We start from the raw sequence: 24,781 nt of genomic DNA on the forward strand, positions 1-24,781 counted from the left end.
GAGACGATGGGACAGCTGACCGGCCCCACCGACCCGAGCGCCGACGCGCACTGGCACGTGCACGAGGCCCGGCGGGGGTTCTTCACGGACACGTCCATCTGCATCGGCTGCAAGGCGTGCGAGGTGGCCTGCAAGGAGTGGAACCGCAATCCGCGCGACGGTGACCTCGAGCTCACGGGCATGTCCTACGACAACACCGTCGCGCTCGGCGCCAGCACGTGGCGGCACGTGGCCTTCATCGAGCAGGACCGCGAGCGGATCGAGCAGGCCCGCGAGTCCGGCCGCGCCCTCGTCGGCCTCGGCATGCCCGCGGTGCGCGGCGCCGCCCCGGCGAGCGAGGAGATGCCGGCCTGGGGCGAGGCCGACATCACCCCGCCCGACACCCCCGAGTTCCGCTGGCTCATGTCCTCCGACGTGTGCAAGCACTGCACCCACGCCGGGTGCCTCGACGTGTGCCCGACCGGCGCCATGATGCGCACCGAGTTCGGCACCGTCGTCGTGCAGAACGACATCTGCAACGGCTGCGGCACCTGTGTCGCGGGCTGCCCGTTCGGCGTCGTCGAGCGGCGCAGCGACGGCACCGTCGCCCCGACGGTGCGCGAGGGGCACCGCAAGGGCGAGCAGCCCCCGGTCGACAACCGCGGCATCGCCCAGAAGTGCACCCTCTGCTACGACCGGCTCCGTGACGACGAGACGCCGGCGTGCGCCAAGACCTGCCCCACCACGTCGATCAAGTTCGGCGAGCGCGAGGAGATGGTGGCGACCGCCCGCGAGCGCGTCGCGCAGCTGCACGCCCAGGGCATGACCGAGGCGCGCCTGTACGGCGCCAACGACGACGATGGGGTGGGCGGCACCGGTTCGGTGTTCCTGCTGCTCGATGAGCCGGAGGTCTACGGGCTGCCGCCCGACCCGCGGGTGTGCACCGCCGACCTCATGACCATGTACAAGCGCGCCGGCACCGCCGCGGCCGGCATGATCGCCGCGGCCGCGGTCTCCTTCCTCTCGGCGCGGAAGAAGGGCCGCCGGTGACCAGTTCCGAGTTCGACCAGTTCCGTCCACCCCGGCCCGAGCGCCGCGGCAAGCGCGGTGACGGCAAGCGCGATGGTGCGCCGAAGCGGCGCCGGCCCGACGACGTCATGGTGCCCGAGGCCGTGATCGAGCACGTCGACAGCTACTACGGCCATCCGATCGTGAAGCCGCCGCCGTGGGAGGCGCCCGTCGGCGCGTACCTCGTCCTCGGTGGTATCGCGGGCGGCTCCGGCCTGCTCGCCGCGGGGGCGCAGCTCGCCGGGTATCCCGCGCTGCGGCGCAACGCCCGCCTCGCCGGCCTGGGTGCCGCGGGCGTCGGCGCGCTCGCGCTGGTCGTGGATCTCGGCCGGCCGGAACGCTTCCTGCACATGATGCGCACCTTCAAGGTGACCTCGCCCATGAGCGTCGGCTCCTGGATCCTCTCCGGCTACAGCGGCATGATCGGCGTCGCCGCCGCGGCGGAGATCGACCGCCTCCTCGGCGAGCGGCTCCCGCTCGGCCCGCTGCGGACGGTGCTCCGGTTCGGGGAGGCGCCCGCCGGGCTCGGCGCCGCCGTCTTCGCGACCCCGCTCGCCGCGTACACCGCGGTCCTCCTCGCGGACACGGCGATGCCCACGTGGAACGCCGCCTACAAGGATCTGCCCTTCGTCTTCGTCAGCTCGGCGAGCCTCGCTGCCGGCGGCCTGGCGCTCGTCACCACCCCCGCCGCGGAGGCGGCGCCCGCTCGCAACCTTGCGGTGCTCGGCGTCATCGGCGACGTGGCCGCCACGCGGATCATGGAGTCCCGCATGGACCCCGTGGCCGCCGAGCCCCTGCACCACGGCACGCCCGGGAAGCTCATGCGCTGGGCGGAGCGCCTCGCGATCGCCGGGGGCGTGGGCGCGCTGCTCACGGGCGGTCGCCGGGGTCGGGTCCGACGGGGCCTCGCCGCCCTGTCCGGCGGCGCGCTCGTCGCGGCCTCTGCCTGCACCCGGTTCGGCGTCTTCGAGGCCGGCCTGGAATCGGCGAAGGACCCGCGCTACACGATCGAGCCGCAGAAGCGGCGCCTCGCCGCCCGCCGCGCGGCCGGGAACACGGGCGACTCGATCACCGGATGACGATGCGCCCGGCCGGCCCGGCGACGGTCCGGCCGATCACGGGGTAGCCGGGCACCTCGCCGACCACCAGCAGGCCGCCGGAGGTCTGCGCGTCGGCGAGGTACAGCAGGTCGTCCTCCTCGGCGCCGTCGGCGTCGAGGTGCGGGGCGACCCAATCGAGGTTGCGGCGCGTGCCGCCGGAGACGAAGCCGTCCCGCACGGCCTCCCGCGCACCGTCGACCAGCGGCACCGCGGCGGCGTCGATCTCCGCCGCGACGCCGGAGGCCCGGCACATCTTGAACAGGTGACCGAGCAGGCCGAAGCCGGTGACGTCCGTGGCCGCGCGGGCGCCCGCGTCGAGGGCCGCGGCCGCGGCGTCGCGGTTGAGCGCCGTCATGGTCGCGATCGCGGCCTCGAAGACCTCGCCGGTGCGCTTGTGCCGGTTGTTGAGCAGGCCCACGCCGAGGGGCTTGGTCAGGGTGAGCGGCAGTCCGGCGGCGGCGGCGTCGTTGCGCAGCAGTCGGTCCGGGTGCGCGACGCCGGTCACGGCCATGCCGTACTTGGGCTCCGGATCGTCGATGCTGTGCCCGCCGATGACGGGGCACCCGGCCTCCTGCGCGACAGCCAGGCCGCCGCGCAGCACCTCGGTCATGAGCTCAATCGGCAGCCGCTCGCGGGGCCAGCCGACCAGGTTGATCGCCATCACCGGCCGGCCTCCCATCGCGTAGACGTCGGAGAGCGCGTTGGCGGCGGCGATGCGGCCCCAGTCGAAGGCGTCGTCCACGACGGGGGTGAAGAAGTCGGCCGTGGAGAGCACGGCGAGGTCGTCGGACAGCCGGACCGCGGCGGCGTCGTCACCGTCGTCCAGCCCGACGAGAACGTCCGGCGCGACCTGGCCCTGCAGGCCCCTGACCGCGTCCTCGAGCTCGCCCGGCGGGATCTTGCAGGCACAGCCGCCGCCGTGTGCGAAGGAGGTGAGCCGGGCGATCTCGTCGGTCATGACCCCACCGTAGCCCCGGACCGTTCGCGGCCTCCCGGGGGACCGACGCCCTCCGGGGCACCGGGGCACGGCCCGGCGGCTATGTTGGTCGGTGGAGGTGTCCGGGTTCCTGGTGGGCCCCCCGGTCTTCAAAACCGGTGAGGTCGAGTATCTCGGCCTGGCGGGTTCGATTCCCGTCCACCTCCGCCAAGCGTCCGCGCGCCGCGGGACGACGCCGGAGCCACGAGGAGGACGGATGACGGACCCCCGCAGGCGGATTCCCCGCACCGACCATCTCCTCGCCGCGCCGTCCATCGCGGCCGCAGCCACGCGGCTCGGCGAGCGCCGGGTGCGCGCCGCCGTCAGTGCCGCCCAGGAGGCCGCGCGCCGCGGGGAGATCGCGCCGGACGACGTCGCGGGCGCCGTCGAGCGGGAGCTCGCGGGAGCGTCGCCGGCCTCGCTGCGGCCCGTGCTCAACGCCACCGGCGTCGTGGTGCACACCAACCTCGGCCGTGCGCCGCTGTCGGCCGCGGCGGTCGCGGCCCTCGTCGACGCCGCCGGGTACACCGATGTCGAGCTGGACCTGGGCACCGGCGCGCGGAGCAAGCGCGGGGTCGCAGCCCGGGCGGCGCTGCTCGCGGCGTGCCCCGCCGCGGAGGAGGCGCTCGTGGTCAACAACGGCGCCGCCGCCCTGGTCCTCGCCACCACGGCGCTCGCCGCGGGCCGCGAGGTGGTCATCAGCCGCGGCGAGCTCATCGAGATCGGCGCGGGATTCCGGCTGCCGGACCTCATCGCCTCCACGGGCGCCCGGTTGCGCGAGGTCGGCACGACGAACCGCACCCACGCCCGCGACTACGCCGAGGCGATCGGCCCCGAGACCGGGTGCGTGCTCAAGGTGCACCCCAGCAACTTCCGCGTCGAGGGCTTCACCGCCGACGTGCCCCTCGCTGAGCTCCGCGCCGTGTGTGACGTCCCGCTCGTCATGGACCTCGGCAGCGGCCTCCTCGCCGCGGACCCCGCCCTGCCCGGTGAACCCGACGCCGCCTCCGCGCTCGCGGCGGGTGCCGACGTCGTGACGGCCAGCGGCGACAAACTGCTCGGCGGTCCCCAGGCCGGGATCCTGCTCGGCCGCGCGGAACTCGTCTCCCGGCTCGCGAAGCATCCTCGCGCGTGCCGTCCGCGCCGACAAGCTCGTGCTCGCCGCGCTGGAGGCCACCGTTGCCGGGCCCGAGGCGCCCGTCCTCGCCTCCCTGCACGCCGACCCCGAGGACCTGCACCGGCGCGCGGAGCGCCTCGCCGCGCGCGTGGGCGGCACCGTCGTCCCGCACGACGGGCGTGTCGGCGGTGGCGGGGCACCGGGAGTGCCGTTGCCCGGCTGGGCCGTTCGTCTGCCGGAGGCGCTCGCGGCGCCGCTGCGCGCTGGAGACCCGCCCGTCCTCTCGCGCCTGTCCGACGGTGCCTGCCTGCTCGACCTGCGCTGCGTGCCCGAGGAGGCGGATGCGACGGTCGCGGAGGCGGTGCTCGCGTGCACGTCGTAGCCACCGCGGGCCACGTCGACCACGGCAAGTCCACGCTGGTCCGCGCGCTCACCGGGATCGAGCCGGACCGCTGGGCCGAGGAGCAGCGCCGCGGCCTCACCATCGACCTCGGATTCGCCTGGACCGCACTGCCGTCCGGCCGCGAGCTGGCCTTCGTCGACGTGCCCGGTCACGAGCGCTTCCTCGGCAACATGCTCGCCGGTCTCGGCCCCGTCCCGGTGGTGTGCTTCGTGATCGCCGCCGACGAGGGCTGGAGCGCGCAGTCCGACGATCACCGGACGCGGTGGCGGCCCTGGGGATCGAGTACGGCCTCATCGTGATCACCAAGACCGACCGGGCGCCCGACGCGGTCGCCGCCGTGACCGCCCGGGCCCGCCGCGAGTTGGCCGGTACCGGGCTCGCGGGGCCCCGGTCGTCGCCGTCTCCGCAGTCACCGGCGACGGGCTCGGCGAGCTGCGGGCCGCGCTCGACACCGTCCTCGCGGACGTGCCGCTGCCCGATCCGGATGCCCGCGTGCGGATCTGGATCGACCGCGCGTTCACCGTCGTAGGCGCCGGCACTGTCGTGACCGGCACGGTGGCGGCGGGCACGGTGCGCGTGGGCGACGAGCTGGAACTGCTCGGCGTGCGCGGCACCCGTCGGGTGACGGTGCGCGGGCTGCAGCGGCACAGCGCATTCGCGGACGCGGTGGGGCCGGTCTCGCGTGTCGCGCTGAACCTGCGGGGGGCCGCGGTCGACGAGATCCACCGCGGCGACGCCCTGCTCACGCCCGGGCGGTGGCGTGCCACCGGTGTCGTGGACGTGCGGGTCGCACCGTCGGACCCGGACGCGGCCGTGCCCGTGTGGCTCACTGTGCACGCGGGCACCGCCGCCGTCCCCGCCCGCGTCCGTCCGTTCGACGGTGACCACGTCCGGCTCACGCTGTCGCGGGAGCTGCCGCTCGTGCTCGGCGACCCGCTGGTACTGCGGGATCCGGGGAGAAGCGGATCGTCGGTGGCGCGCGGGTGCTCGACGCGGACCCGCCGCCGCTGCGCCGCCGCGGCGACGGCGCCCGCCGAGCAGACGCCCTCGCGGGCCGGGATCCGCCGGGGACCTCCTCGCCGAGGTCGCGCGTCGGGGCGCCGTGCGGCGCGATCGCCTGGACGACCTCGGCTTCGGCGCGGACGTCCCGGACGGCGTGCGGGTCGTCGGGCCGTGGTGGGTGCACGAGGCCGCGCTCGACGCCTGGCAGGCCCGCCTGCGCGGGCTCGTGGCCGACCTGCACGAGCGGGATCCGCTCGCCGCCGGACTGTCGCTGGGCGCCGCGCGCGAGGGGCTCGACCTGCCCGATCCGGCGCTGCTGCCCGCAGTCGTCGACGGTGCCGGGCTCGAAGCGGAGGGCGGGCGGCTCGCGTTGCCGGGGCACCGCACGGACCTGGGGCCGGCGGAGCCCGCCGTGGCGGAGGTCGAGCGCCGTCTCGCGGAGGCGCCCTTCGCCGCGCCGGAGGCCGACGACCTGGCGGCGCTGCGGCTCGGGGCCCGCGAGCTCGCGGCGGCCGAGCGCGCGGGACGGCTGCTGCGGCTGGCGGAGGGCGTCGTGCTGGCCCCGCGTGCGCCCGCGCTCGCCATGCGGGAGTTGGCGCGGCTGCCGCAGCCCTTCACCGTGTCGCAGGCGCGGCAGGCGCTGGGCACCAGCCGGCGGGTCGCGGTTCCCCTCCTGGAGTTGCTCGACGCACGGGGCTGGACCCGGCGGCTCGACGCCGGCCGGCGCGAAGTCGCGCGCTGACGGCTCGACGGAAAGTGTTCCAGCGCACAGTGTCCATGGTCACATTTTAGGTCATCGCTTAAAGATTGGCGGCACGACGGCGCGACCGGGAGACTCTTGGTCATGACCAATTACCGTGATTTCAAGAGCCTCACCGCCGACCCGACCGCCGGCACCGTCTACGCCCGCCTCGCCGACATCCACGAGGACGCCGCGAAGCCGACCGCCGCGCCGCGCTCCGGATTCGCCGCCGCCGGCCTGCGTGCCGCCCTGCAGCGTTTCGTGACTGCCAACCCCGAGTACACCGGCCCCGCCGCGCTGCGCTTCTGATCCACCGCTCGACCCCTCAGGCGCGGTGGCCGCGCACCAGCCGGTCACCGTCCGGCGTGCGCCGGTAGAGCACCTCGCGCCCGCTCCGGGCCCGGTCGACGAGACCGTTCTCGTGGAGCACACGCAGGCTCTGGGACGCCGCCGACGGCGTCACCTCCAGCCGCCGCGCCAACTCGCTGACCGCCACCGGCTCGTTCAGGGCGTGCAGCACGTCCGCCTTCGCCCCGCCGATGAGACGCCGCAGCGCGCCCGGCGGAACCTCCCGCATCGACTCCATGAGGGTTGCGCTGCCGCGCGCCGGATAGCCGGCGTGCGGCACTGCCGTCTCCGGTGAATGCGCGCTCACGAGGCGGGTGAGGAAGACGCTCGGGATCAGAATGAGCCCGCGCCCGGCGGAGGCGTACTCGCCGGATCGCGTGTACGCCAGGTCCAGGCGCAGCCGGCCGTCGCGATCCCACGCCAGGTTCGGGTTGAGCGAGGCGAACAGCTGCGTCGGCCCGCCGATTGCCAGCTCCCGACCGCGGAACGTGATGTCCGACTCCAGGATCCGGTTCACGGACGGCCAGATCGGGGCGATCACCACGCGGTGGTAGCGCTCCAGCGCCCCCGCGATGCGCGGCCCCGCCCGGTCGGGGTCGTCGAGGAGCCGCGCCAGCGCGGGTGACGGATCCCCGCCCTCCCGCAACTCGTCCAGCTGCGCGTGGATCAGTTCAGGATCCGTCGCCGCGATCGCCGTCAGGCCCTCGTCGAGAGACGGCCGCGAGTCCCCGAGCGGCGGCATCGGCGTCAGGAAGTCCGGAATCGCGTTCCCCGACGGTGCCACCAGCGCGCTGACGAGACGGTGGTCGTACCGGTCGCGCTGCGCCTGCGCGTTGCTGCGCCAGCGCTGCAGGTGCGCGGAACTCTCGTGCGTCGTGTTCAGGTGGAACAGGCTCAGCGAGGTCTCGTTCATCGGCGCCAGGACGAAGCGCACGTCCGACAGGTCGCGGACGTCGAGCACGTAGGTGAGCATGAGACGCACAGCTTAGGTTCAGACCGCTCCCGCCGCCCCTCGGTTCCTGACTTAACAGCGTTAGCCCGGACCGCTTCCTGGGGATTCGTGTGCATGGCGTGCTGGCTACTCACGGGTAACCGTGGGGCGCTATCGCGGTAGCACTGCGCGCCTGGCGCGGCGGCGACCCGGACCGGATCGCCGCCGCGGTGCGAGTGCGGGCGGGTCAGGACTCGCGGAACTCCGCGGAGGTCAGGCCCTGCTCCTCGGCCTTGCGCAGTTCGACACGGCGGATCTTGCCGCTGATCGTCTTCGGCAGCTCGGCGAAGGCGATGCGGCGCACACGCTTGTACGGTGCGAGGTGCTCGCGGCTGTAGGCGAAGATCGCCTTCGCGGTCGCCTCGTCGGGTGCGTGGCCGTCCGCGAGCACGATGTACGCCTTCGGCACCGCGAGGCGCAGTTCGTCCGGCGCCGGGACGACGGCTGCTTCGGCCACCGCATCGTGCTCCAGCAGAACCGATTCCAGCTCGAAGGGGCTGATCTTGTAGTCGCTCGACTTGAACACGTCGTCGGTGCGGCCCACGTACGTGAGGTAGCCGTCCGCATCCACCTCGGCCACGTCGCCGGTGTGGTACACGCCGCCGTCCATCACCTTCGCGGTCTTCTCCGGATCGCCGTGGTAGCCGACCATGAGGCCGAGCGGCCGCGGGTCCAGGCGCAGGCAGATCTCGCCCTCGTCCACGCCCTGCTCGCCGGTGGCCGGGTCGACCAGCACAACGTCGTAGCCGGGGCAGGGGCGGCCCATGGACCCGTCTTTCAGCTGCTGGCCCGGCGTGTTGGCCACCTGGACGGTGGTCTCGGTCTGCCCGAATCCGTCGCGGATGGTGACGCCCCACGCCTCGCGGACCCGCGAGATCACCTCGGGGTTGAGCGGCTCACCCGCGCCGACCACGACGCGCGGCGGGGTCTTCAGGGCGGCGAGGTCGGCCTGGATCAGCATGCGCCACACGGTGGGCGGCGCGCAGAAGCTGGTGACGCCGGCCCGCTCCATCTGCTTCATCAGGGCGGCCGCGTCGAACCGGGTGTAGTTGTAGATGAACACGCAGGCCTGCGCGATCCACGGCGTGAAAACGTTGCTCCACGCGTGCTTCGCCCAGCCGGGGGAGCTGACGTTGAGGTGCACATCGCCCGGGCGCAGCCCGATCCAGTACATCGTCGACAGGTGGCCCACGGGGTAGCTGGCGTGGGTGTGCTCGACCAGCTTCGGCGCGCTCGTGGTGCCGGAGGTGAAGTACAGCAGCAGGGTGTCGTCGGCGTGCGTGACGTGCGAGGGGGTGAAGTCCGACGGTGCCGTGTACGCCGCGGCGAACGACTCCCAGCCCGGCACGGGATCGCCGACGGCGATGCGGGTGACCTGGGCGTCCGCGGGGACGCGCTCGGCGAGCTCGCTGCGCACGATGACGTGCTTCGCGCCGCCGCGGGCGATGCGGTCGGCGATGTCGGCCTCGGCGAGCAGGGTGGTCGCGGGGATGACCACGGCGCCGAGCTTGATCGCGGCGAGCATCACGTCCCACAGCTCGACCTGGTTGCTGAGCATGAGCAGGATCCGGTCTCCCGGGGCGACGCCGCGCTCGCGCAGCCAGTTCGCGACGCGGTTGCTGCGCGCGCTCATGTCCGCGTAGCTGAACTTCGATTCGGAGCCGTCCTCCTCGACGATCCACAGGGCGGGTGCGTCGTTGTTCTCGGCGACCCGGTCGAACCAGTCGAGCGCGAAGTTCCACTCGTCGAGCTGCGGCCAACTGAAGCGCTCCCGCGCCGCGTCGTAGTCGTCGGCGAGCTCGACCAGCAGGTCGCGCGCGGCAAGGAAGTCTCGATACCCCTGTGTGCTAGCCACTTTCAGATCCTCCGGTTGATTACTTGGATATCCAAGTATATAGTGATGGGCAACACATCGCGCAAGGGCTTCGCGATGGACTCGATCGAGAGAGAAGGACACACCATGGCTGACGTGCGCACCATCCCGCATTTCGTTGATGGGCATCGTGTGGAGGCCGGTGCCGTCATCGCCGGCTCCGCCGGCGGCGGCCGCACCGCCGACGTCTTCGACCCGAGCACCGGTCAGGTGCAGGCCACCGTCCCGCTGGCGAGCGCCGCCGAGGTCGACGACGTGGTCGCGCGTGCGAAGAAGGCTCAGGTCCAGTGGGCCGCGTTCAACCCGCAGCGCCGCGCCCGCGTCTTCATGAAGTTCATCGACCTGGTCCACCAGAACATCGACGAGCTCGCCTCGCTGCTCTCGAGCGAGCACGGCAAGACCCTCGCCGACGCCAAGGGCGACATCCAGCGCGGCATCGAGGTCATCGAGTTCTCGATCGGCATCCCGCACCTGCTCAAGGGCGAGTACACCGAGGGCGCCGGCACCGGCATCGACGTCTACTCGATGCGCCAGCCGCTCGGCGTCGTCGCCGGCATCACGCCCTTCAACTTCCCGGCCATGATCCCGCTGTGGAAGGCCGGGCCCGCGCTGGCCTGCGGCAACGCCTTCATCCTCAAGCCCTCCGAGCGCGACCCCTCCGTGCCCGTCCGCCTGGCCGAGCTGTTCGTCGAGGCCGGCCTGCCCGAGGGCGTCTTCCAGGTGGTCCACGGCGACAAGGAGTCGGTCGACGCGCTGCTCAACAATCCGGAGGTCAAGGCCGTCGGCTTCGTCGGCAGCTCGGACATCGCGCAGTACATCTACGAGACCTGTGCCAAGAACGGCAAGCGCAGCCAGGCCTTCGGCGGCGCCAAGAACCACATGGTGATCCTCCCCGACGCCGACCTGGACCAGGCCGTCGACGCCCTCATCGGCGCCGGTTACGGCTCCGCGGGCGAGCGCTGCATGGCGATCTCCGTCGCCGTGCCCGTGGGTGAGGAGACCGCGAACCGTCTGCGCGAGCGCCTCGTCGAGCGCGTGCAGCAGCTGCGCGTCGGCCACAGCCACGACCCGAAGGCCGACTACGGGCCGCTCATCACCCCGGCCGCGGTGGAGCGCACCCGCAGCTACATCCAGCAGGGCGTCGACGCGGGCGCCGAGCTCGTGATCGACGGCCGTGAGCGGACCAGTGACGAGCTGACCTTCGGCGATGAGGACCTCTCGGGCGGCAACTACCTCGGCCCCTCGCTGTTCGATCACGTCACCAAGGACATGTCGATCTACACCGACGAGATCTTCGGACCCGTGGTGTGCATCGTGCGTGCGAAGGACTACGACGAGGCGCTCGCGCTTCCCACCGAGCACGAGTACGGCAACGGCGTGGCGATCTTCACCCGCGACGGCGATGCGGCGCGCGACTTCACCAGCCGCGTCGAGGTCGGCATGGTCGGCGTCAACGTGCCGATCCCGGTCCCCGTGGCGTACCACACCTTCGGCGGCTGGAAGCGCTCCGGCTTCGGTGACCTGAACCAGCACGGCCCGCACTCGATCCTGTTCTACACCAAGACCAAGACGGTGACCTCGCGCTGGCCCTCGGGCATCAAGGACGGCGCGGAGTTCTCCATCCCGACGATGCACTAGGAGCGCGAAGTGCCCTACCCGAACCTGACGGGGGACGAGAACGCCATCGTCGAGATGGCGCGTGACTTCTCCCGCAAGCGCCTCGCGCCCTACGCCCTCGAATGGGACGCCACCAAGCACTTCCCGGTGGCGGAGATGAAGGAGGCGGGCAGCCTCGGCATGGCCGCCATCTACACCCGCGAGGACGTGGGCGGTTCCGGCCTGCGCCGGCTCGACGGCGTGCGGATCTTCGAGGAACTCGCCAAGGGCGACCCGGTGACCGCGGCGTTCATCTCAATCCACAACATGTGCACGTGGATGGTGGACACCTACGGTTCGCAGGAGCAGCGCGAGGAGTGGATCCCCAAGCTCGCGCCGATGGACGTCATGGCCAGCTACTGCCTCACCGAGCCGGGTGCCGGCTCGGACGCGGCGTCGCTCAGCACCAAGGCCGAGCGCGACGGCGACGACTTCGTGCTCAACGGCACGAAGCAGTTCATCTCCGGCGGCGGCGCGTCCGATCTGTACGTGGTCATGGCGCGCAGCGAGGGCGAGGGCGCCCGCGGCATCTCGACCTTCCTGGTGGACAAGGGGACCCCGGTCTCTCCTTCGGGCCGCCCGAGGTGAAGATGGGCTGGCACAGCCAGCCCACCACCCAGGTGATCTTCGAGAACGTGCGGATCCCGGCCTCGCGCATGCTGGGCGGGACCGACGGTGCCGGCAAGGGCTTCGGCATCGCCATGAACGGGCTCAACGGCGGCCGGCTCAACATCGCCGCCTGTTCCCTCGGTGGCGCGCAGGCCGCCTACGACCTGGCGCTGAAGTACATGACGGAGCGCGAGACGTTCGGCCGCAAGCTGATCGACGAGCCGACCATCCGGTTCGCCCTCGCCGACATGGCCACCTCGCTCGAGGCCTCGCGCCTGATCCTGTGGCGCGCGGCAACGGCGCTCGACGAGAACGACCCGGACAAGGTCGAGCTCTGCGCGATGGCCAAGAAGTTCGTCACCGAGAACTGCTTCCAGGTCGCCGATCAGGCGCTGCAGCTGCACGGCGGCTACGGCTACCTGCACGAGACGGGCGTCGAGAAGATCGTCCGCGACCTTCGGGTCAACCGGATCCTCGAGGGCACCAACGAGATCATGCGGATGGTGATCGGCCGTGCCGAGGCCGCCCGCGTCCAGGGCAAGTAGGAGAGGCGTTTTCATGAGCACCATCGCATTCCTCGGGCTCGGCCACATGGGTGGCCCGATGGCGAAGAACCTCGTCGCGGCGGGGCACACCGTGCGCGGCTTCGACCTGGTCCCCGCGGCGCAGGACGCCGCCCGAGCGGCCGGCGTGACGGTGATCGACACCGCCGAGGAGGCCGTGGCCGGCGCGGACGCCGTGGTCACGATGCTGCCCAACGGCGCCATCGTGCGGTCCGTCTACGAGTCCGTGCTCCCGCACGCGGAGCGGGGCACGCTGTTCATCGACAGCTCCACCATCTCGGTCGACGACGCCCGCGCCGTGCACGCGCTGGCCGAGGCCGCGGGGATGCTCCAAGTGGACGCCCCCGTCTCGGGCGGCGTCAAGGGCGCCGACGCGGGCACGCTCGCCTTCATGGTCGGCGGCGACGATGCGGCCTTCGCCGCCGCGCAGCCCGTGCTGGACCCGATGGCGGGCAAGGTGATCCACTGCGGTGGCTCGGGTAACGGGCAGGCCGCGAAGGTGTGCAACAACATGATCCTCGCGGTGCAGCAGATCGTGGTCGGCGAGGCGTTCGTGCTCGCCGAGAAGCTGGGGCTGGCGGATCAGGCGCTGTACGACGTGGTCACCGGCGCCACCGGCAACTGCTGGTCGCTGCACACCAATTGTCCCGTGCCGGGGCCGGTGGCGGGGGCACCGTCGGGCAACGAGTTCAAGCCCGGCTTCGCGACGGCCCTGATGAACAAGGACCTGGGCCTGGCCATGGACGCGGTGGCGTCCACGGGCGCGAGCGCGCCGCTCGGCACGCACGCCGCGGAGCTGTACTGCGCGTTCGCGCAGGACAACGGCGACCTGGACTTCAGTGCGATCATCCAGACGCTGAGGTAACGGGAAGTGAGGAGGGCGGGCGCGATGAACGAGCCGGAGACCCGGGACCCGATCGCGCGTGCCCGCCGCAACTGGGAGGACGCGGGCTGGGGCGGCGACGTCGCCTCCGGCATGGAGGCGGTGACGTCCGTGATGCGGGCGCACCAGATCCTGCTCGCGCGGATCGAGACGGCGCTCAAGCCCTTCCGCCTCTCGTTCTCCAGGTTCGAGCTGTTGCGGCTGCTCGCCTTCACCAAGCGCGGCGAACTGCCGATCTCGAAGGCGAGCACCCGCCTGCAGGTGCACGTCTCATCGGTGACCCACGCGATCGACAGGCTCGGCGAGGCCGGGCTGGTCGAGCGCAAGCCGCATCCCACCGACGGCCGCACCACGCTCGTCGCCATCACCCCGGACGGCCGGGAACTGGTGGAGAAGGCGACCGTGGTGCTCAACGACGTCTTCTCCGACATCGGCATGCCCGATGACGAATCCGCCGCGCTGGTCCGGGCGATCCGCTCCCTGCGCCGGTTCAACGGCGACTTCTAGGAGCGGATCGCCCGCACGGGGCGCAGCGCGTCAGTGGTCGTTCTCGCCGATCCGGTGCACGTGGATCAGGTTCGTGGACCCGACGGTGCCCGGGGGCGCGCCGGCCACGACGACCACCTGATCGCCCGTGACGTAGCCGCCCCGTCCGAGCAGGGCGGTGTCGACCTGGCCGATCATGTCGTCGGTGGTGGCGACGGGGTCGACGAGGAACGTCTCGGTGCCCCACGACAGTGCGAGCTGGCTGCGGACCGCCGGGTGCGGCGTGAACGCCAGCAGCGGCAGCCGGCTGCGGAGCCGCGACAGCCGCCGCACGGTGTCGCCCGACTCGCTGAACGCGGCCATCGCGGCCACCCCGAGCCTCTCGCCGATGTCACGGGCGGCGTACGAGATGACCCCGGCCGCGTGCGCGGCGTGTGCGTGAACTGGTTCACCGGCAGCGGCCCGAGCTCGACGGTGCTCACGATCGACGCCATGGTGCGGACGGTCTCGATCGGGTACTTGCCCACCGAGACCTCGCCGGAGAGCATCACCGCGTCGGCGCCGTCGAGGACGGCGTTGGCGACATCGGAGGCCTCGGCGCGGGTGGGGCGGCTGTTCTCGATCATCGACTCGAGCATCTGCGTGGCCACGATCACCGGCTTGGCGTTCTCCCGGGCGATCTGGATGGCCCGCTTCTGCACCAGCGGCACCTCCTCGAGCGGCAGCTCCACCCCGAGGTCGCCGCGGGCGACCATCACCGCGTCGAACGCCAGGATCACCGCTTCGAGGTTGTCGATCGCCTCGGGCTTCTCCAGTTTGGCGATCACCGGCACCCGCCGGCCGACGCGGTCCATGACCGCGTGCACCCGCTCGATGTCGGCCGGGGACCGCACGAACGACAGGGCGATGAAGTCCACACCGAGCTCCAGCGCGAACTCGAGGTCCTCGATGTCCTTGTCGGACAGCGCCGGGACCGAGACGTTCATCCCGGGCAGCGAGACGCCCTTGTTGTTCGAGACCGGACCGCCCTCGGTGACCTCGCACACCACGTCGTCGCCGTCGACGGAGACCACGCGCAGCCCGACCTTGCCGTCGTCGACGAGGAGCCGATCGCCGGGCTGGGCGTCCTGCGCCAGCTCCTTGTAGGTGGTGGAGACGCGGTCGTGGGTGCCGGTGACGTCCTCGACGGTGATCCGCACCGTCTCACCCGTCTCCCAGACGGTGCGGCCGTCGCCGGCGAACCGGCCCAACCGGATCTTCGGGCCCTGCAGGTCCGCCAGGATCCCGACCGCCCGGCCCGTCGCATCGGACGCGGTACGAACGCGGTGGTAGTTGGCGGCGTGGTCGGCGTGCTCACCGTGGCTGAAGTTCAGGCGGGCGACGTCCATCCCCTCCTGAACCAGGGCGAGGACCTTCTCGTCGGTCCCGACGGCGGGCCCGAGCGTGCAGACGATCTTGGTACGGCGGCTCATGGCGTTCACAGCGACTTCCCGACGAGGTCGGTGAGGTCGACGAGGCGGTTGCTGTAGCCCCATTCGTTGTCGTACCAGGACACCACTTTGGCTTGGTCGTCGATGACCTTGGTCAGGCCGGCGTCGAACAGGGAGCTGTGGGGGTCGGTGACGATGTCGGAGGAGACGATCGGGGCGTCGTAGTACTTGAGGATGCCCTTGAGCTTCCCCTCGGCCGCGGCCTTGAGAGCGGCGTTGATCTCGTCGGCGGTGGCCCGCTTGCCCAGTTCGACGGTGAGGTCGGTGACCGAGCCGGTGGGGATCGGCACGCGCAGGGCGTAGCCGTCGAGCTTGCCCTGGAGTTCGGGCAGGACGAGGCCGATGGCCTTGGCGGCGCCGGTGGAGGTGGGCACGATGTTGATCGCCGCGGCGCGGGCGCGCCGCGGGTCCTTGTGCGGGCCGTCCTGCAGGTTCTGGTCCTGCGTGTAGGCGTGGACGGTGGTCATCAGGCCGCTGACGATGCCGAACTCGTCGTTGACCACCTTCGCGAGCGGGCCGAGGCAGTTGGTGGTGCAGGAGGCGTTGGAGATGATGTTCTGGCTGCCGTCGTACTTGTCGTCGTTGACGCCCATCACGATGGTGATGTCCTCACCCGAAGCGGGAGCGGAGATGACGACCTTCTTGGCGCCGGAATCGAGGTGGCCCTGCGCCTTGTCGCGCGCGGTGAAGATGCCGGTGGACTCGACGACGACGTCCACGCCGAGGTCACCCCAGGGCAGGGCGGCGGGGCCTTCGCGGACCTCGAGCGCGGTGATGATCTGATCGCCCACCCGGATGGAGTCGCCGTCGGCGACCACGTCCGCGTCGAGGCGTCCCAGGATCGAGTCGAACTTGAGCAGGTGCGCCAGCATGGCGTTGTCGGTGAGGTCGTTGACCGCGACGATCTCGATATCGGCGGCGCCGCCGAGGGCCTTCTGGGCGGCGACGGCCCGGAAGAAGTTGCGGCCGATCCGGCCGAAACCGTTGATGCCTACGCGGACTGTCATGAGTGCTCCTTGTGGGTCGCGCGGTGCAGGATCGCACGATGGCGGGCCTGATCCGAGCGGGCTGGTGGGTGTCGCACTTCCACGATGCACCGATCGGGGGCGTGCCGGAACCCGCTGTCCGCTTCGTGCAGGAATTACCGCGTTCGTGTGTTCAGGAGTCGAACACAGGGGAGGTCTCGACGTTAGCCGCCGCCAGAGCGATCGCGCCGAGGACGTGGGCGCGTTGACCCAGCTTGCAGGCGCGGACTCGAACCGATTGTGCGGCACCGGGAATCGCCTGTCGTGCGATCGTGCGTTGCATGATCGGAACCACGATGTGCGCGGCCTGGGCCATCTCCCCGCCCACGACGATCAGCTCCGGGTTGAGGAGATTGCACGCGTCCGCCAGCGCTGCGCCGGCGTAGCGGCCGACCGCCTCGAGCGCGTCCCGGCAATCCAGATCGCCCAGCCGGGCGAGGTCGACCGCTTTCGCGACGGTGGGTGCCTCGCCGAGGAACTGTCGCAGCGTGGTCGCGAGGGCCTGGGCCGACGCCACCGTCTCCAGGCAGCCGCGCCTGCCGCACCGACAGGACCGGCCGGCACCGTCGACCCGGACGTGCCCGATCTCGCCGGCGGTACCCGCGCTCCCCGAATACACGCGCCCGCCCAGGACGATGCCGGCGCCGAGGCCCTCGGACATCGCGAGGTAGACCACGTCGGAGGCGCCGATCGCCGCGCCCCACCGCAACTCGGCGAGCGCCCCGAGGTTCGCGTCGTTGTCGACGGACACCGCCACCGGCAGGTCCAGCACCTCCGAGGCGAGCGCGGCGGCGTCGATCCCGGTCCAGGACGGGAGGATGCCGTCCAGGCCGACGCGGCCCGTCGACCTGGAGACCGGGACCGGGAGGCCCATGCCCGCCCCGACGACCTCGTCGCGCCCGATCCCCGCGCGGTCGAGGGCGTCGCGGACGAGGCGGCGCGCCACCGCGAGCCCGCCGGGCGCGGAGATGCGCGGGTCGACGGGGGATCGGAGTTCGCACAGCAGGTCCCGCGTGCGGGCGCTCACCGCGACGGTGATGTGCCGGTACCCGTAGTCGATGCCCACCGTGTAGCCGACGCTGCCCGCGAGGTCGACGATGCGGCGGCGGCCCGGCCCGTTTGCCACATCGACGAGGCCCTCCTCTGCGAGCGCCCGCACGATGGTGGACACGGTCGCGGCGGACAGCCCCGTCTCCCGGGCGAGGTCGGCCTGCGCGAGGCTGCCACGGGCCCGCAGCGCCTCCACGACCGACGCCCGGTTGCGGTCGTGGAGCGCCGACGGGGATCCGGGCCGGTGATCGCGCATCATCCGATCCTCGCAGAGGTCGGCGAGGCGCTGGTCGGCCTTCCAGGTAAACCCTGCGGTCGGGGTGGACGGCCGCCGACCCGTGGCCGCGTCGACGGCGAGGTGACCCGGCGGTAACGTCGCGGGGCGGGCGGACAGCCAATAGGCTTGGCAGCCGTGCACGCAGAAGGAACCTTCACCGTCGAGCCCGTCTACCCCGAGTCGCTCGCGCCGCTCGCCGACCTCGCGCACAACCTGCGCTGGGTGTGGCACGGCCCCACCCAGGACCTGTTCTCGGCACTCGCGCCCGAGGTGTGGGCCGCGACGCGCGACCCGCTCGAGGCGCTGCGCGGCGCCGAACAGGCCCGGGTGACAGAGCTGGGCGCGGACGACGAGTTCGTGGCCCGGGTCCGGGCGGTCCGGGCGGACCTGAACGATTACCTCACCCGGCCGGCGTGGGCCGACGGGCTGAAGGACGGCGCGAAAGGCATCGCCTATTTCTCCATGGAGTTCGGCGTGAGCCAGACGCTGCCGAACTACTCCGGCGGCCTCGGCGTCCTCGCGGGCGACCACCTCAAAGCGGCGTCCGACCTCGGCGTGCCGCTGGTGGCCCTCGGCCTGTTGTACCGCCACGGCTACTTCCAGCAGGCGCTCACCGCCGACGGCTGGCAGCTCGAGCAGTACCCGGAGCTCGACTTCACGCAGCTCCCGCTGCGGCCCGTCACGCTCTCGGGCGGTCAGCAGTTGGTGGTGTCGGTACCGCTGGAGGGCGGGCGTGTGCTCAGCGCCGCGGTGTGGCGTGCCGAGGTCGGCCGCATCCCGCTCCTGCTGCTGGACACCGACATCGAGGCCAACAACGCCGACCTGCGCGGCGTGACCGATCGCCTCTACGGCGGCGACGCGGAACACCGCCTGCGGCAGGAGATCCTGCTGGGCATCGGCGGAGTCCGCGCCGCTCGCGCGTTCTGTGACCTGACCGGGCACCCCGGAATCGAGGTGTTCCACGCCAACGAGGGGCACGCCGGATTCCTCGGTCTCGAGCGGATCCGCGAGCTGATGGCGACCGAGGACCTGACCTACCCGCAGGCCAGGACGCTGGCGCGGACGGCCACCGTCTTCACCACCCACACGCCGGTGCCGGCCGGGATCGACCGCTTCCCCGTGGACCTGGTGCGCCGGTACTTCGGCGACGGCAGCCAGATGTGCGCCCTGCTGCCGACCGTCCCCCTGGAGGAGATCATCGCGCTCGGCGCCGAGGCCGACCCGGGGGTCTTCAACATGGCCCACATGGGTTTCCGGCTCGCCCAGCGGGCCAACGGCGTCTCGAAGCTGCACGGGGCGGTGAGCCGGGAGATGTTCGGCGCGCTGTGGCCGGGCTTCGAGGCGTCCGAGATCCCGATCGGTTCGGTGACCAACGGCGTGCACCGGGGGACGTGGGCGGACCGTCTGGTCACGGAGCGCGCCTCCGACCCGCTCTCGATGCCGGACGACGCGCTCTGGCGCTTGCGCACGGTACTGCGCGGTCGCCTCGTCGACGAGGTCCGCACCAGGACCCGTGCCGCGTGGCGCGAGCGGGGCGCCGTCGACGCCGAACTCGGCTGGACGGAGCGGATGTTCGACCCCGACGTCCTCACCATCGGGTTCGCGCGCCGGGTCTCGACCTACAAGCGCCTGACACTGATGCTGCGCGATCCCGGCCGCCTGCGCGCGCTGATGCTCGACGCAGATCGCCCCGTCCAGGTGGTGATCGCCGGCAAGAGCCACCCCGCCGACGACGACGGCAAGCGCCTGCTGCAGCAACTGCTCGCCTTCACCGACGACCGCGCGCTGCGGCACCGGATCGCGTTCCTGCCCAACTACTCGATCGGCATGGCGGGGTACCTGTACCACGGCTGTGACGTGTGGCTGAACAACCCGCTGCGGCCGCTGGAGGCGTGCGGGACGTCGGGCATGAAGAGCGCGATGAACGGCGGGCTCAACCTGTCCGTCCTCGACGGGTGGTGGGACGAGCTGTACGACGGCCAGAACGGCTGGGCGATCCCCTCCGCCGTCGGGATCGACCCGCACCGGCGCGACGACATCGAGGCGGACGCGCTGTACGACCTGCTCGAGCACGACGTGGTCCCGGCGTTCTACGACCGCCGCGACAGCGACGACGCCCCGCCCCGCTGGCTCGCCAAGGTGCGGCACACGTTGTCCGCCACCGGCCCCCGGGTCGCGGCGGACCGCATGGTGCGCGAGTACGCATCGGACTACTATCGCCCCGCCGCGCGTTCCGCCCGCGCCACCCGCCCCGCCATCGGCGAGCTCGTGGACTACATCGAGCGGGTGCGCGCGGGATGGGACGGGGTGCGCGTCGGCCCGTCGCGCGCCGTCGTGATCCCCGAGGGCGTGGACCTCGCGGCGGAGGTCGATCTCGGCGCCCTCGAGGACGGCGACGTCCGGGTCGAGGCCGTGGTCGGCGGGGTCGGCGAATCCGGGGAGATCGTGGACGGCACGCCTGTTCGGCTCCACTGCGACGGCGAACGCTACCGCGCGGTGCTGCCCGGCCGGGTCGGGCGGTTCGGGTACGCGGTGCGGGTGCTGCCGCAGCACCGACTGCTCACCAGCCCCGCGGAACTCGGTTTGGTGCGGTACGCGCGATGACCGTCCTCGCGGTGGATCTCGGCGGTACCAAGGTGGCGGCGGCGCTCGTGCAGGACGACGGCACCGTCGTCGAGTCGACGCGACGGCGCGCCCCGACCGGACCCGAGGCCACCGCCGCGGAGCTCGAGGCCGCGATCACCTCGGTGGTGCGCGACGCGCTGGCCGCGGCGCCCGGCGCGGACGTGCTCGGTGTGGGGCTGGCCGCCGCGGGTCCCGTCGACGAGGCGGCGGGCACCACCTCTCCCATCAACCTGGAAGCGTTGCACGGGTTCCCGCTGCGCGAGGTGGTCGCACGCGCGGCGGGCGGCCTGTCCGTCGAGTTCCGCCGCGACGGGGTCGCGATGGTGCTGGGCGAGCACTGGCTCGGCGCGGCCCGCGGGCACGACTCTGCGCTCGGCATGGTGGTCTCCACCGGCATCGGCGGCGGCTTCGTCGTGGGCGGGAGGCCGCTCACCGGCAACGCCGGGCACATCGGGCAGGTCGAGGTGTCCGGGTACCGGGGCAGCGAGAGCCTCGGCCGCACCACCATGCTGGAATCCGTGGCGTCGGGCCCGCACACCGTGGAATGGGCGCGCTCGCACGGATTCCAGGAGAGACCGGGGAGGACCTGGGGCTCGCGTACCGGTCGGGCGATCGGGTGGCGGTCGCGGCGGTCCGACGGTGCGCCGCTGCCGTCGGCCAGGGCATCGGCAGCGCGGTCGCGCTGGTGCCGGTCTCTGTGGTGGTGATCGGCGGCGGATTCACCCGTGTGGCAGATGATTTCCACTCCCTGGTGCAGGACGCGGTCTCGGCGCACCCGCTGCCGTACGTGTCCGCCGCCCGCGTGGTGCCGGCGGGTCTCGGCGCCGACGCTCCGCTCGTGGGGGCGGCGGCGCTCTGGTATCGGAGGGATCTGCTGCCGTGACAGGTGGACTGCTCGCTCCGCGCGACGCCCGCACCCATTGGGCGTCGGCGATCGTACCGAGCGACCAGTTCCTGCTGTACTGCTTCGATCACGGCTCCGGTCCGGTGCCGGCGGCGGCGGAGGTTGCCGCCGAGATCGCCGCGCGCGCACCGTCGGTCACGGACCTGCGGCTGCGGGTCGCGCCCGCGCCCTGCGATCTCGAGCACCCCGCCTGGGCGCCTTGCGACGTGGTCGACATCTGCGAGCACGACGCGTGTTCCTGGTCCGCCGTGCCGGGCGCGGTGGCCCGGCTGTTCGTGCAGCAGGTGGACGCGACCGTCGCGCCGTGGCGGGTGCACGTGTTCGCCGATGTCGCCGACGCGCCGCGGTGCACCGGGCCAGCCACCGTCGTGGTGCTGCAGGTGGCGCACGCACTGGGGGACGGGCGACGGTCCGCCGCCATCGCGCGCGCGTTGTTCAGTTCCGGATCCCGCACACAGGCACCGGTGTTCGCGCCGTTGCCTGCCGGCATGCGGGCCGCGCGCGGGCTACTCGGACTCCCGCTGTCGCTGGTGCGCACGGTGGCGCTGGGGACCCGGGTCGCGCCGGCCCGCGCCGAGATCGACCGGCGCACGGCGTCGGGGGCACTTCCCGCCGCGGTCCCGGGATGTCCGCCGACGGTGCTCAACGTGGCGCCCGATGCCTCACGCGACGTGCGGATGCTGGTGCGCGACACCGCGTCGCTCGGCGAAGGAACGGTGACGACGGGGGCGCTGACCGCGGTATCGGTGGCGCTCGAACGCTACCTGGTCACCCGCGGCGCCGCAGTGCCCCGGAGCTCTGCGCCGAGGTGATGGTGGCGCGCCCGCGCCGCGCCGGCGAGCGCAACGCGTTCGGGAACGTCTCCGTGCCACTGTGTCCCGGCGTTCCCGCTGCCGAGCGTCCCGCGCGGATCGCGACGGCGCTCGCCGCGGCGCGGCAGCGTGCCGCCAGCCCGCTGTGGGCCACGGTCGGCGCGGCGGAGGACGCGGCTCCGTCGGTGCTCGCCGGGCTGGGCGTGCGCTCGTTCGATCCCACCGCGCGGCCCGAGACGATGGCCGGCGCGACGGTCGTCTCGAGCGTGGACCGGGGCGCCGCCGATCTCGAACTGCTCGGCGGCAGATCGGTGTTCACCGCGGGCTTTCCCGCGCTCTCGCCCGCGATGGGACTGACCCACGGCGTGCACGGGCTCGGCGGCACGGTGACCCTGTCGATCACGAGCAGCCGCACTGCGGTGCCGGATCCGGACCTGTACGCCGGACTGCTCGCGCAGGCGGTGGACGAGCTCGGTCAGCGCTGAGGCGGCGGCGCGGTGGTGTCGCCGCGCACGAACTCCACGTCCATCGCGAGGGTGGGGAGCGGCGCTCCGTCCTGTGCGGCGACGACGGCCTGCGCTGCGAGCCTTCCCATCTCGACGATCGGCTGGCGGATCGTGGCGAGGGTGCGGTCGAAACCGTCCACCCGCACACCGTCGAACCCCACGACCGAGAGGTCCTGTGGCACACGCAACCCCCGCGCCTGGGCGGCGCGGATCACGCCCACCGCGAGGAGATCGGACTGCGCGATGATCGCGGTCGGCAGGTCGCCGGACGGGACGTCGAGGAGCGCGTCCCCGACGCGGAGGCCCTCGTCGATGGTGCTATCGGCACTCGCCTCGACCCGGGCGTCGGGGAAGGCTGCGAGGGCCGACGCGGTGCGCGCGTGCTCGACGTCGCCGTGGCGCAGCCGCACGATCCCCACCGCGCGATGGCCCAGGCCGCGGAGGTGGTCCGTGAGCAGGCGCGTGGCGGCGTGGTTCTCGATCCCGACGCTGCCGATGTCGTCGACCTGGTTGCCGGCCGTGACGACGGGGATCGCGCGCTTGGTCATCGCCGCGCGCAGCGCGTCGAGGGCCGGGGAGCAGCCCGCCGCGACGACCCCGTCGACCGGGAGCGTCCGCAGGCGCTCCTCCGGGAGGGAGTCCGGGATGAGCAGGACCGAGGTGGGGCTCGCGGCGAGCGCCGCCGACACCCCGTCGAGGATGCCGATGATGACGGGGTCGCGGAAGGCGCGGCCGGCTTCGTCATCGACCTGGACGCCGATGATGTCGGTGCGGCCGCTGCGCAGGAGCGGGCGCGCGGGTCGGGGCCCTCGTAGCCGAGTTCCGCGGCGGCCGCGAGCACGCGGGCGCGGGTGGCGTCGCTGATCGGCTTGTCGACGCCGAACGCGTGCGAGGCCGTCGACAGCGAGACGCCCGCCGCCTCGGCGACGTGGACCAGCGTTATCCGGTTTGACCCGCGTGACATGGGGACCTAGCCTAGCAAGCAGTAATCGAAACGTTTCGAAGGGCTGATCGGTGAGCGTGGATTTCCAGGAGCAGAAGATGGACGCGGCAGGGGGCTCGGTGCTCGCCTGGCGTACCGCCGTCGCCGCGATCTTCGCGCTCAGCGGGCTCACGTTCGCGAGCTATCTGGGCCGGCTGCCGCAGGTCCGGGACGATCTCGGTGCCACGACACTGCAGGTCAGCCTGCTGACGTTCGGGCTCGCGGTCGGCTCCGTGGTGGGGCTGGTCGGGTCGGGGGCGCTGGCGGCGCGGTTCGGATCGCGGCGCGTGCTGGCGGTGACTCTGCCCGCGCTCGGGGTCACGATGATCGCCGCGGCGGCGGGCGCGCAGGTGGGGAACTACGCGCTGACCCTGATCCCGCTGGTGTTCGTCGGGCTCTCCCACGGCATCACGGACGTGTGCATGAACCTGTCCGGTGCGGAGAACGAGCGGGCGCTGGGTCGCACAGTGATGCCGGCGTTCCACGCGGCGTTCTCAATGGGGACGGTGGCGGGCGCGCTGACCGCGGCCGCGGCGCAGGCGGCGCACGTCCCCTGCTGCCGCACCTGATCGGCGTGAACGGCTTACTGCTGGTGGCCGGTTGGTTCGCGCTGCGCCACGTGCCGTTCGAGGCGCACGACGCCGACGAGCACGCGCCTGTGTCGCGTCGCGAGCGGCTGGCGGTGTGGCGCGAGCCCCGCACGCTGCTGATCGGCCTGATGGTGCTGGGCATGGCACTCACCGAGGGCAGCGCGAACGACTGGCTGGCCCTGGCGATGGTGGACGACCACGACGTGTCCAAGACCGTGGGCACGCTGACGTTCGCGGTGTTCGTGACGTTCATGACGATCGGACGGCTCGCCGGGACTGCGGTGCTGGACCGCTTCGGACGGGTGCCGACGCTGCGCGTGTGCGGCGTCCTCGCCTTCGTGGGCCTGGCGCTGGTGATCTTCGGGCCGACCTGGGCCGCGTACGCGGGCGTCGCGCTGTGGGGACTGGGCGCGTCGCTCGGTTTCCCCGTGGGCATGTCCGCGGCCGCCGACGAACCGCGGATGGCCGCCGCGCGCGTGTCGGTGGTGTCCACGATCGGATACCTGTCGTTCCTCGCCGGTCCGCCGATCATCGGCGCGCTGGGGGAGTACGTCACCCTGCTGTACGCGCTGATCCTGGTGCTCGTGGCCGTCGCTGTGGCCGTCGTGGCGGCGCCCGCGGCGCGCGAGCCCGAAGGCGCACCGTCGGGCTCTGTGTGACCGGTCCCTGCGGGGAGCCGGTGCCCCCAGGGGGTCAGGCGTGTCCGCACTTCAGGGGCCCGCTC

At 72.5% G+C, this 24,781-nt stretch carries 19 protein-coding genes, 1 tRNA gene and 5 pseudogenes; 17 read left to right on the plus strand and 8 right to left on the minus strand.

Annotated elements, in window-relative coordinates; all coding sequences use genetic code 11:
• Positions 1–6: 6 nt before the first annotated feature.
• Positions 7–1,029 (plus strand): 4Fe-4S dicluster domain-containing protein, encoded by a 1,023-nt coding sequence (locus MTP03_RS05460; RefSeq protein ID WP_248491054.1) that lies wholly within the window; start codon positions 7–9, stop codon positions 1,027–1,029.
• Entirely contained in the window at positions 1,026–2,126 is a 1,101-nt protein-coding gene (nrfD, locus tag MTP03_RS05465; RefSeq protein ID WP_248491055.1) for an NrfD/PsrC family molybdoenzyme membrane anchor subunit, read from the plus strand. The genes MTP03_RS05460 and nrfD overlap by 4 nt, the downstream gene beginning before the upstream one ends.
• On the opposite strand, the gene selD is transcribed toward nrfD, so the two are convergent.
• A complete protein-coding gene (selD, locus tag MTP03_RS05470) occupies positions 2,116–3,105 on the minus strand; it encodes a selenide, water dikinase SelD (protein WP_248491056.1) in 990 nt (329 codons plus the stop codon). The two genes, nrfD and selD, sit on opposite strands and share 11 nt — an antisense overlap.
• A gap of 93 nt (positions 3,106–3,198) precedes the next feature.
• Between selD and MTP03_RS05475 the strand changes: the two genes are divergently transcribed.
• From MTP03_RS05475 to MTP03_RS05490, 4 genes and pseudogenes are all read left to right on the plus strand, one after another.
• Positions 3,199–3,294 (plus strand) — tRNA-Sec (locus MTP03_RS05475).
• Between the two features lie 46 nt (positions 3,295–3,340).
• Positions 3,341–4,622, plus strand: a pseudogene (gene selA, locus MTP03_RS05480) (L-seryl-tRNA(Sec) selenium transferase).
• Positions 4,610–6,387: pseudogene (gene selB / locus MTP03_RS05485) on the plus strand (selenocysteine-specific translation elongation factor). Before selA ends, selB begins: the two co-directional pseudogenes overlap by 13 nt.
• A gap of 102 nt (positions 6,388–6,489) precedes the next feature.
• On the plus strand, positions 6,490–6,696 hold the full coding sequence (locus tag MTP03_RS05490; protein WP_224646123.1) for a hypothetical protein: 207 nt from the start codon (positions 6,490–6,492) through the stop codon (positions 6,694–6,696).
• Positions 6,697–6,712: 16 nt separating this feature from the next.
• Here MTP03_RS05490 and MTP03_RS05495 read toward each other — a convergent pair whose 3' ends face one another.
• Entirely contained in the window at positions 6,713–7,708 is a 996-nt protein-coding gene (locus MTP03_RS05495) for a MarR family transcriptional regulator (protein ID WP_248491057.1), read from the minus strand.
• A gap of 205 nt (positions 7,709–7,913) precedes the next feature.
• Complete coding sequence (locus MTP03_RS05500; RefSeq protein ID WP_248491058.1) at positions 7,914–9,581, minus strand: AMP-binding protein; 1,668 nt, start codon at positions 9,579–9,581, stop codon at positions 7,914–7,916.
• A gap of 105 nt (positions 9,582–9,686) precedes the next feature.
• Here MTP03_RS05500 and MTP03_RS05505 point away from each other — a divergent pair, with 105 nt between their 5' ends.
• From MTP03_RS05505 to MTP03_RS05520, 4 genes and pseudogenes are all read left to right on the plus strand, one after another.
• A complete protein-coding gene (locus MTP03_RS05505; RefSeq protein ID WP_248492049.1) occupies positions 9,687–11,237 on the plus strand; it encodes a CoA-acylating methylmalonate-semialdehyde dehydrogenase in 1,551 nt (516 codons plus the stop codon).
• 54 nt (positions 11,238–11,291) lie between these two features.
• Positions 11,292–12,409: pseudogene (locus MTP03_RS05510) on the plus strand (acyl-CoA dehydrogenase family protein).
• A gap of 13 nt (positions 12,410–12,422) precedes the next feature.
• A complete protein-coding gene (gene mmsB, locus MTP03_RS05515; protein WP_248491059.1) occupies positions 12,423–13,292 on the plus strand; it encodes a 3-hydroxyisobutyrate dehydrogenase in 870 nt (289 codons plus the stop codon).
• A 24-nt stretch (positions 13,293–13,316) separates the two neighbouring features.
• Positions 13,317–13,817: a MarR family winged helix-turn-helix transcriptional regulator gene (locus MTP03_RS05520; protein ID WP_248491060.1), complete on the plus strand. Its 501-nt coding sequence runs from the start codon at positions 13,317–13,319 to the stop codon at positions 13,815–13,817.
• A gap of 30 nt (positions 13,818–13,847) precedes the next feature.
• Here MTP03_RS05520 and pyk read toward each other — a convergent pair.
• The 3 genes and pseudogenes from pyk to MTP03_RS05535 all read right to left on the minus strand — a co-directional run bounded on the left by pyk (position 13,848) and on the right by MTP03_RS05535 (position 17,620).
• Positions 13,848–15,268 (minus strand): annotated as a pseudogene (gene pyk / locus MTP03_RS05525) (pyruvate kinase).
• A 5-nt stretch (positions 15,269–15,273) separates the two neighbouring features.
• Entirely contained in the window at positions 15,274–16,293 is a 1,020-nt protein-coding gene (gene gap, locus MTP03_RS05530; protein ID WP_248491061.1) for a type I glyceraldehyde-3-phosphate dehydrogenase, read from the minus strand.
• A gap of 151 nt (positions 16,294–16,444) precedes the next feature.
• A complete protein-coding gene (locus MTP03_RS05535) occupies positions 16,445–17,620 on the minus strand; it encodes an ROK family transcriptional regulator (protein WP_248491062.1) in 1,176 nt (391 codons plus the stop codon).
• Between the two features lie 153 nt (positions 17,621–17,773).
• On the opposite strand from MTP03_RS05535, the gene glgP reads away from it, so the two are divergent.
• From glgP to MTP03_RS05555, 5 genes are read left to right on the plus strand one after another with little or no spacing between them, the layout of a single operon-like run.
• The gene (gene glgP, locus MTP03_RS05540) at positions 17,774–20,242 is read left to right on the plus strand and encodes an alpha-glucan family phosphorylase (protein ID WP_248491063.1); all 2,469 of its coding nucleotides are present in this window, start codon (positions 17,774–17,776) and stop codon (positions 20,240–20,242) included.
• Positions 20,239–20,970 carry an ROK family protein gene (locus MTP03_RS05545; RefSeq protein ID WP_256465222.1) on the plus strand — a complete coding sequence of 244 codons (732 nt, stop codon included), beginning with the start codon at positions 20,239–20,241 and terminating at the stop codon, positions 20,968–20,970. The genes glgP and MTP03_RS05545 overlap by 4 nt, the downstream gene beginning before the upstream one ends.
• The gene (locus tag MTP03_RS22595; protein ID WP_256465223.1) at positions 20,880–21,146 is read left to right on the plus strand and encodes an ROK family protein; all 267 of its coding nucleotides are present in this window, start codon (positions 20,880–20,882) and stop codon (positions 21,144–21,146) included. Before MTP03_RS05545 ends, MTP03_RS22595 begins: the two co-directional genes overlap by 91 nt.
• Positions 21,143–21,979, plus strand: a complete 837-nt coding sequence (locus MTP03_RS05550) for a hypothetical protein (RefSeq protein ID WP_248491064.1) — start codon at positions 21,143–21,145, stop codon at positions 21,977–21,979. The genes MTP03_RS22595 and MTP03_RS05550 overlap by 4 nt, the downstream gene beginning before the upstream one ends.
• Entirely contained in the window at positions 21,979–22,464 is a 486-nt protein-coding gene (locus MTP03_RS05555) for a WS/DGAT domain-containing protein (RefSeq protein ID WP_248491065.1), read from the plus strand. Before MTP03_RS05550 ends, MTP03_RS05555 begins: the two co-directional genes overlap by 1 nt.
• Here MTP03_RS05555 and MTP03_RS05560 read toward each other — a convergent pair.
• Positions 22,455–23,174: a substrate-binding domain-containing protein gene (locus MTP03_RS05560; RefSeq protein ID WP_248491066.1), complete on the minus strand. Its 720-nt coding sequence runs from the start codon at positions 23,172–23,174 to the stop codon at positions 22,455–22,457. The genes MTP03_RS05555 and MTP03_RS05560 overlap by 10 nt on opposite strands.
• 182 nt (positions 23,175–23,356) lie before the next feature.
• A pseudogene (locus tag MTP03_RS23420) lies at positions 23,357–23,449 on the minus strand (hypothetical protein); the annotation flags it as partial.
• A 50-nt stretch (positions 23,450–23,499) separates the two neighbouring features.
• Here MTP03_RS23420 and MTP03_RS05565 point away from each other — a divergent pair.
• Complete coding sequence (locus MTP03_RS05565) at positions 23,500–24,036, plus strand: hypothetical protein (protein WP_248491067.1); 537 nt, start codon at positions 23,500–23,502, stop codon at positions 24,034–24,036.
• Positions 24,037–24,041: 5 nt separating this feature from the next.
• Positions 24,042–24,716, plus strand: coding sequence for an MFS transporter (locus MTP03_RS05570; protein ID WP_248491068.1), 675 nt, complete (start codon positions 24,042–24,044; stop codon positions 24,714–24,716).
• Positions 24,717–24,781 lie beyond the last annotated feature (65 nt).

Origin of the sequence: Tsukamurella sp. PLM1, from assembly GCF_023168325.1 — a bacterium.
Lineage (GTDB): Bacteria > Actinomycetota > Actinomycetes > Mycobacteriales > Mycobacteriaceae > Tsukamurella.

What these genes read in the sequence shown, in the direction of transcription:
- MTP03_RS05555 (WP_248491065.1), top strand. Translation starts at nt 21,979, where the DNA reads ATGGTGGCGCGCCCGCGCCGCGCCGGCGAGCGCAACGCGTTCGGGAAC.
- MTP03_RS05460 (WP_248491054.1), top strand. Translation starts at nt 7, where the DNA reads ATGGGACAGCTGACCGGCCCCACCGACCCGAGCGCCGACGCGCACTGG.
- MTP03_RS05545 (WP_256465222.1), top strand. Translation starts at nt 20,239, where the DNA reads ATGACCGTCCTCGCGGTGGATCTCGGCGGTACCAAGGTGGCGGCGGCG.
- MTP03_RS05495 (WP_248491057.1), bottom strand. Translation starts at nt 7,708, where the DNA reads ATGCTCACCTACGTGCTCGACGTCCGCGACCTGTCGGACGTGCGCTTC.
- selD (WP_248491056.1), bottom strand. Translation starts at nt 3,105, where the DNA reads ATGACCGACGAGATCGCCCGGCTCACCTCCTTCGCACACGGCGGCGGC.
- gap (WP_248491061.1), bottom strand. Translation starts at nt 16,293, where the DNA reads ATGACAGTCCGCGTAGGCATCAACGGTTTCGGCCGGATCGGCCGCAAC.
- mmsB (WP_248491059.1), top strand. Translation starts at nt 12,423, where the DNA reads ATGAGCACCATCGCATTCCTCGGGCTCGGCCACATGGGTGGCCCGATG.
- MTP03_RS05520 (WP_248491060.1), top strand. Translation starts at nt 13,317, where the DNA reads ATGAACGAGCCGGAGACCCGGGACCCGATCGCGCGTGCCCGCCGCAAC.
- MTP03_RS05490 (WP_224646123.1), top strand. Translation starts at nt 6,490, where the DNA reads ATGACCAATTACCGTGATTTCAAGAGCCTCACCGCCGACCCGACCGCC.
- MTP03_RS05535 (WP_248491062.1), bottom strand. Translation starts at nt 17,620, where the DNA reads ATGATGCGCGATCACCGGCCCGGATCCCCGTCGGCGCTCCACGACCGC.
- MTP03_RS05505 (WP_248492049.1), top strand. Translation starts at nt 9,687, where the DNA reads ATGGCTGACGTGCGCACCATCCCGCATTTCGTTGATGGGCATCGTGTG.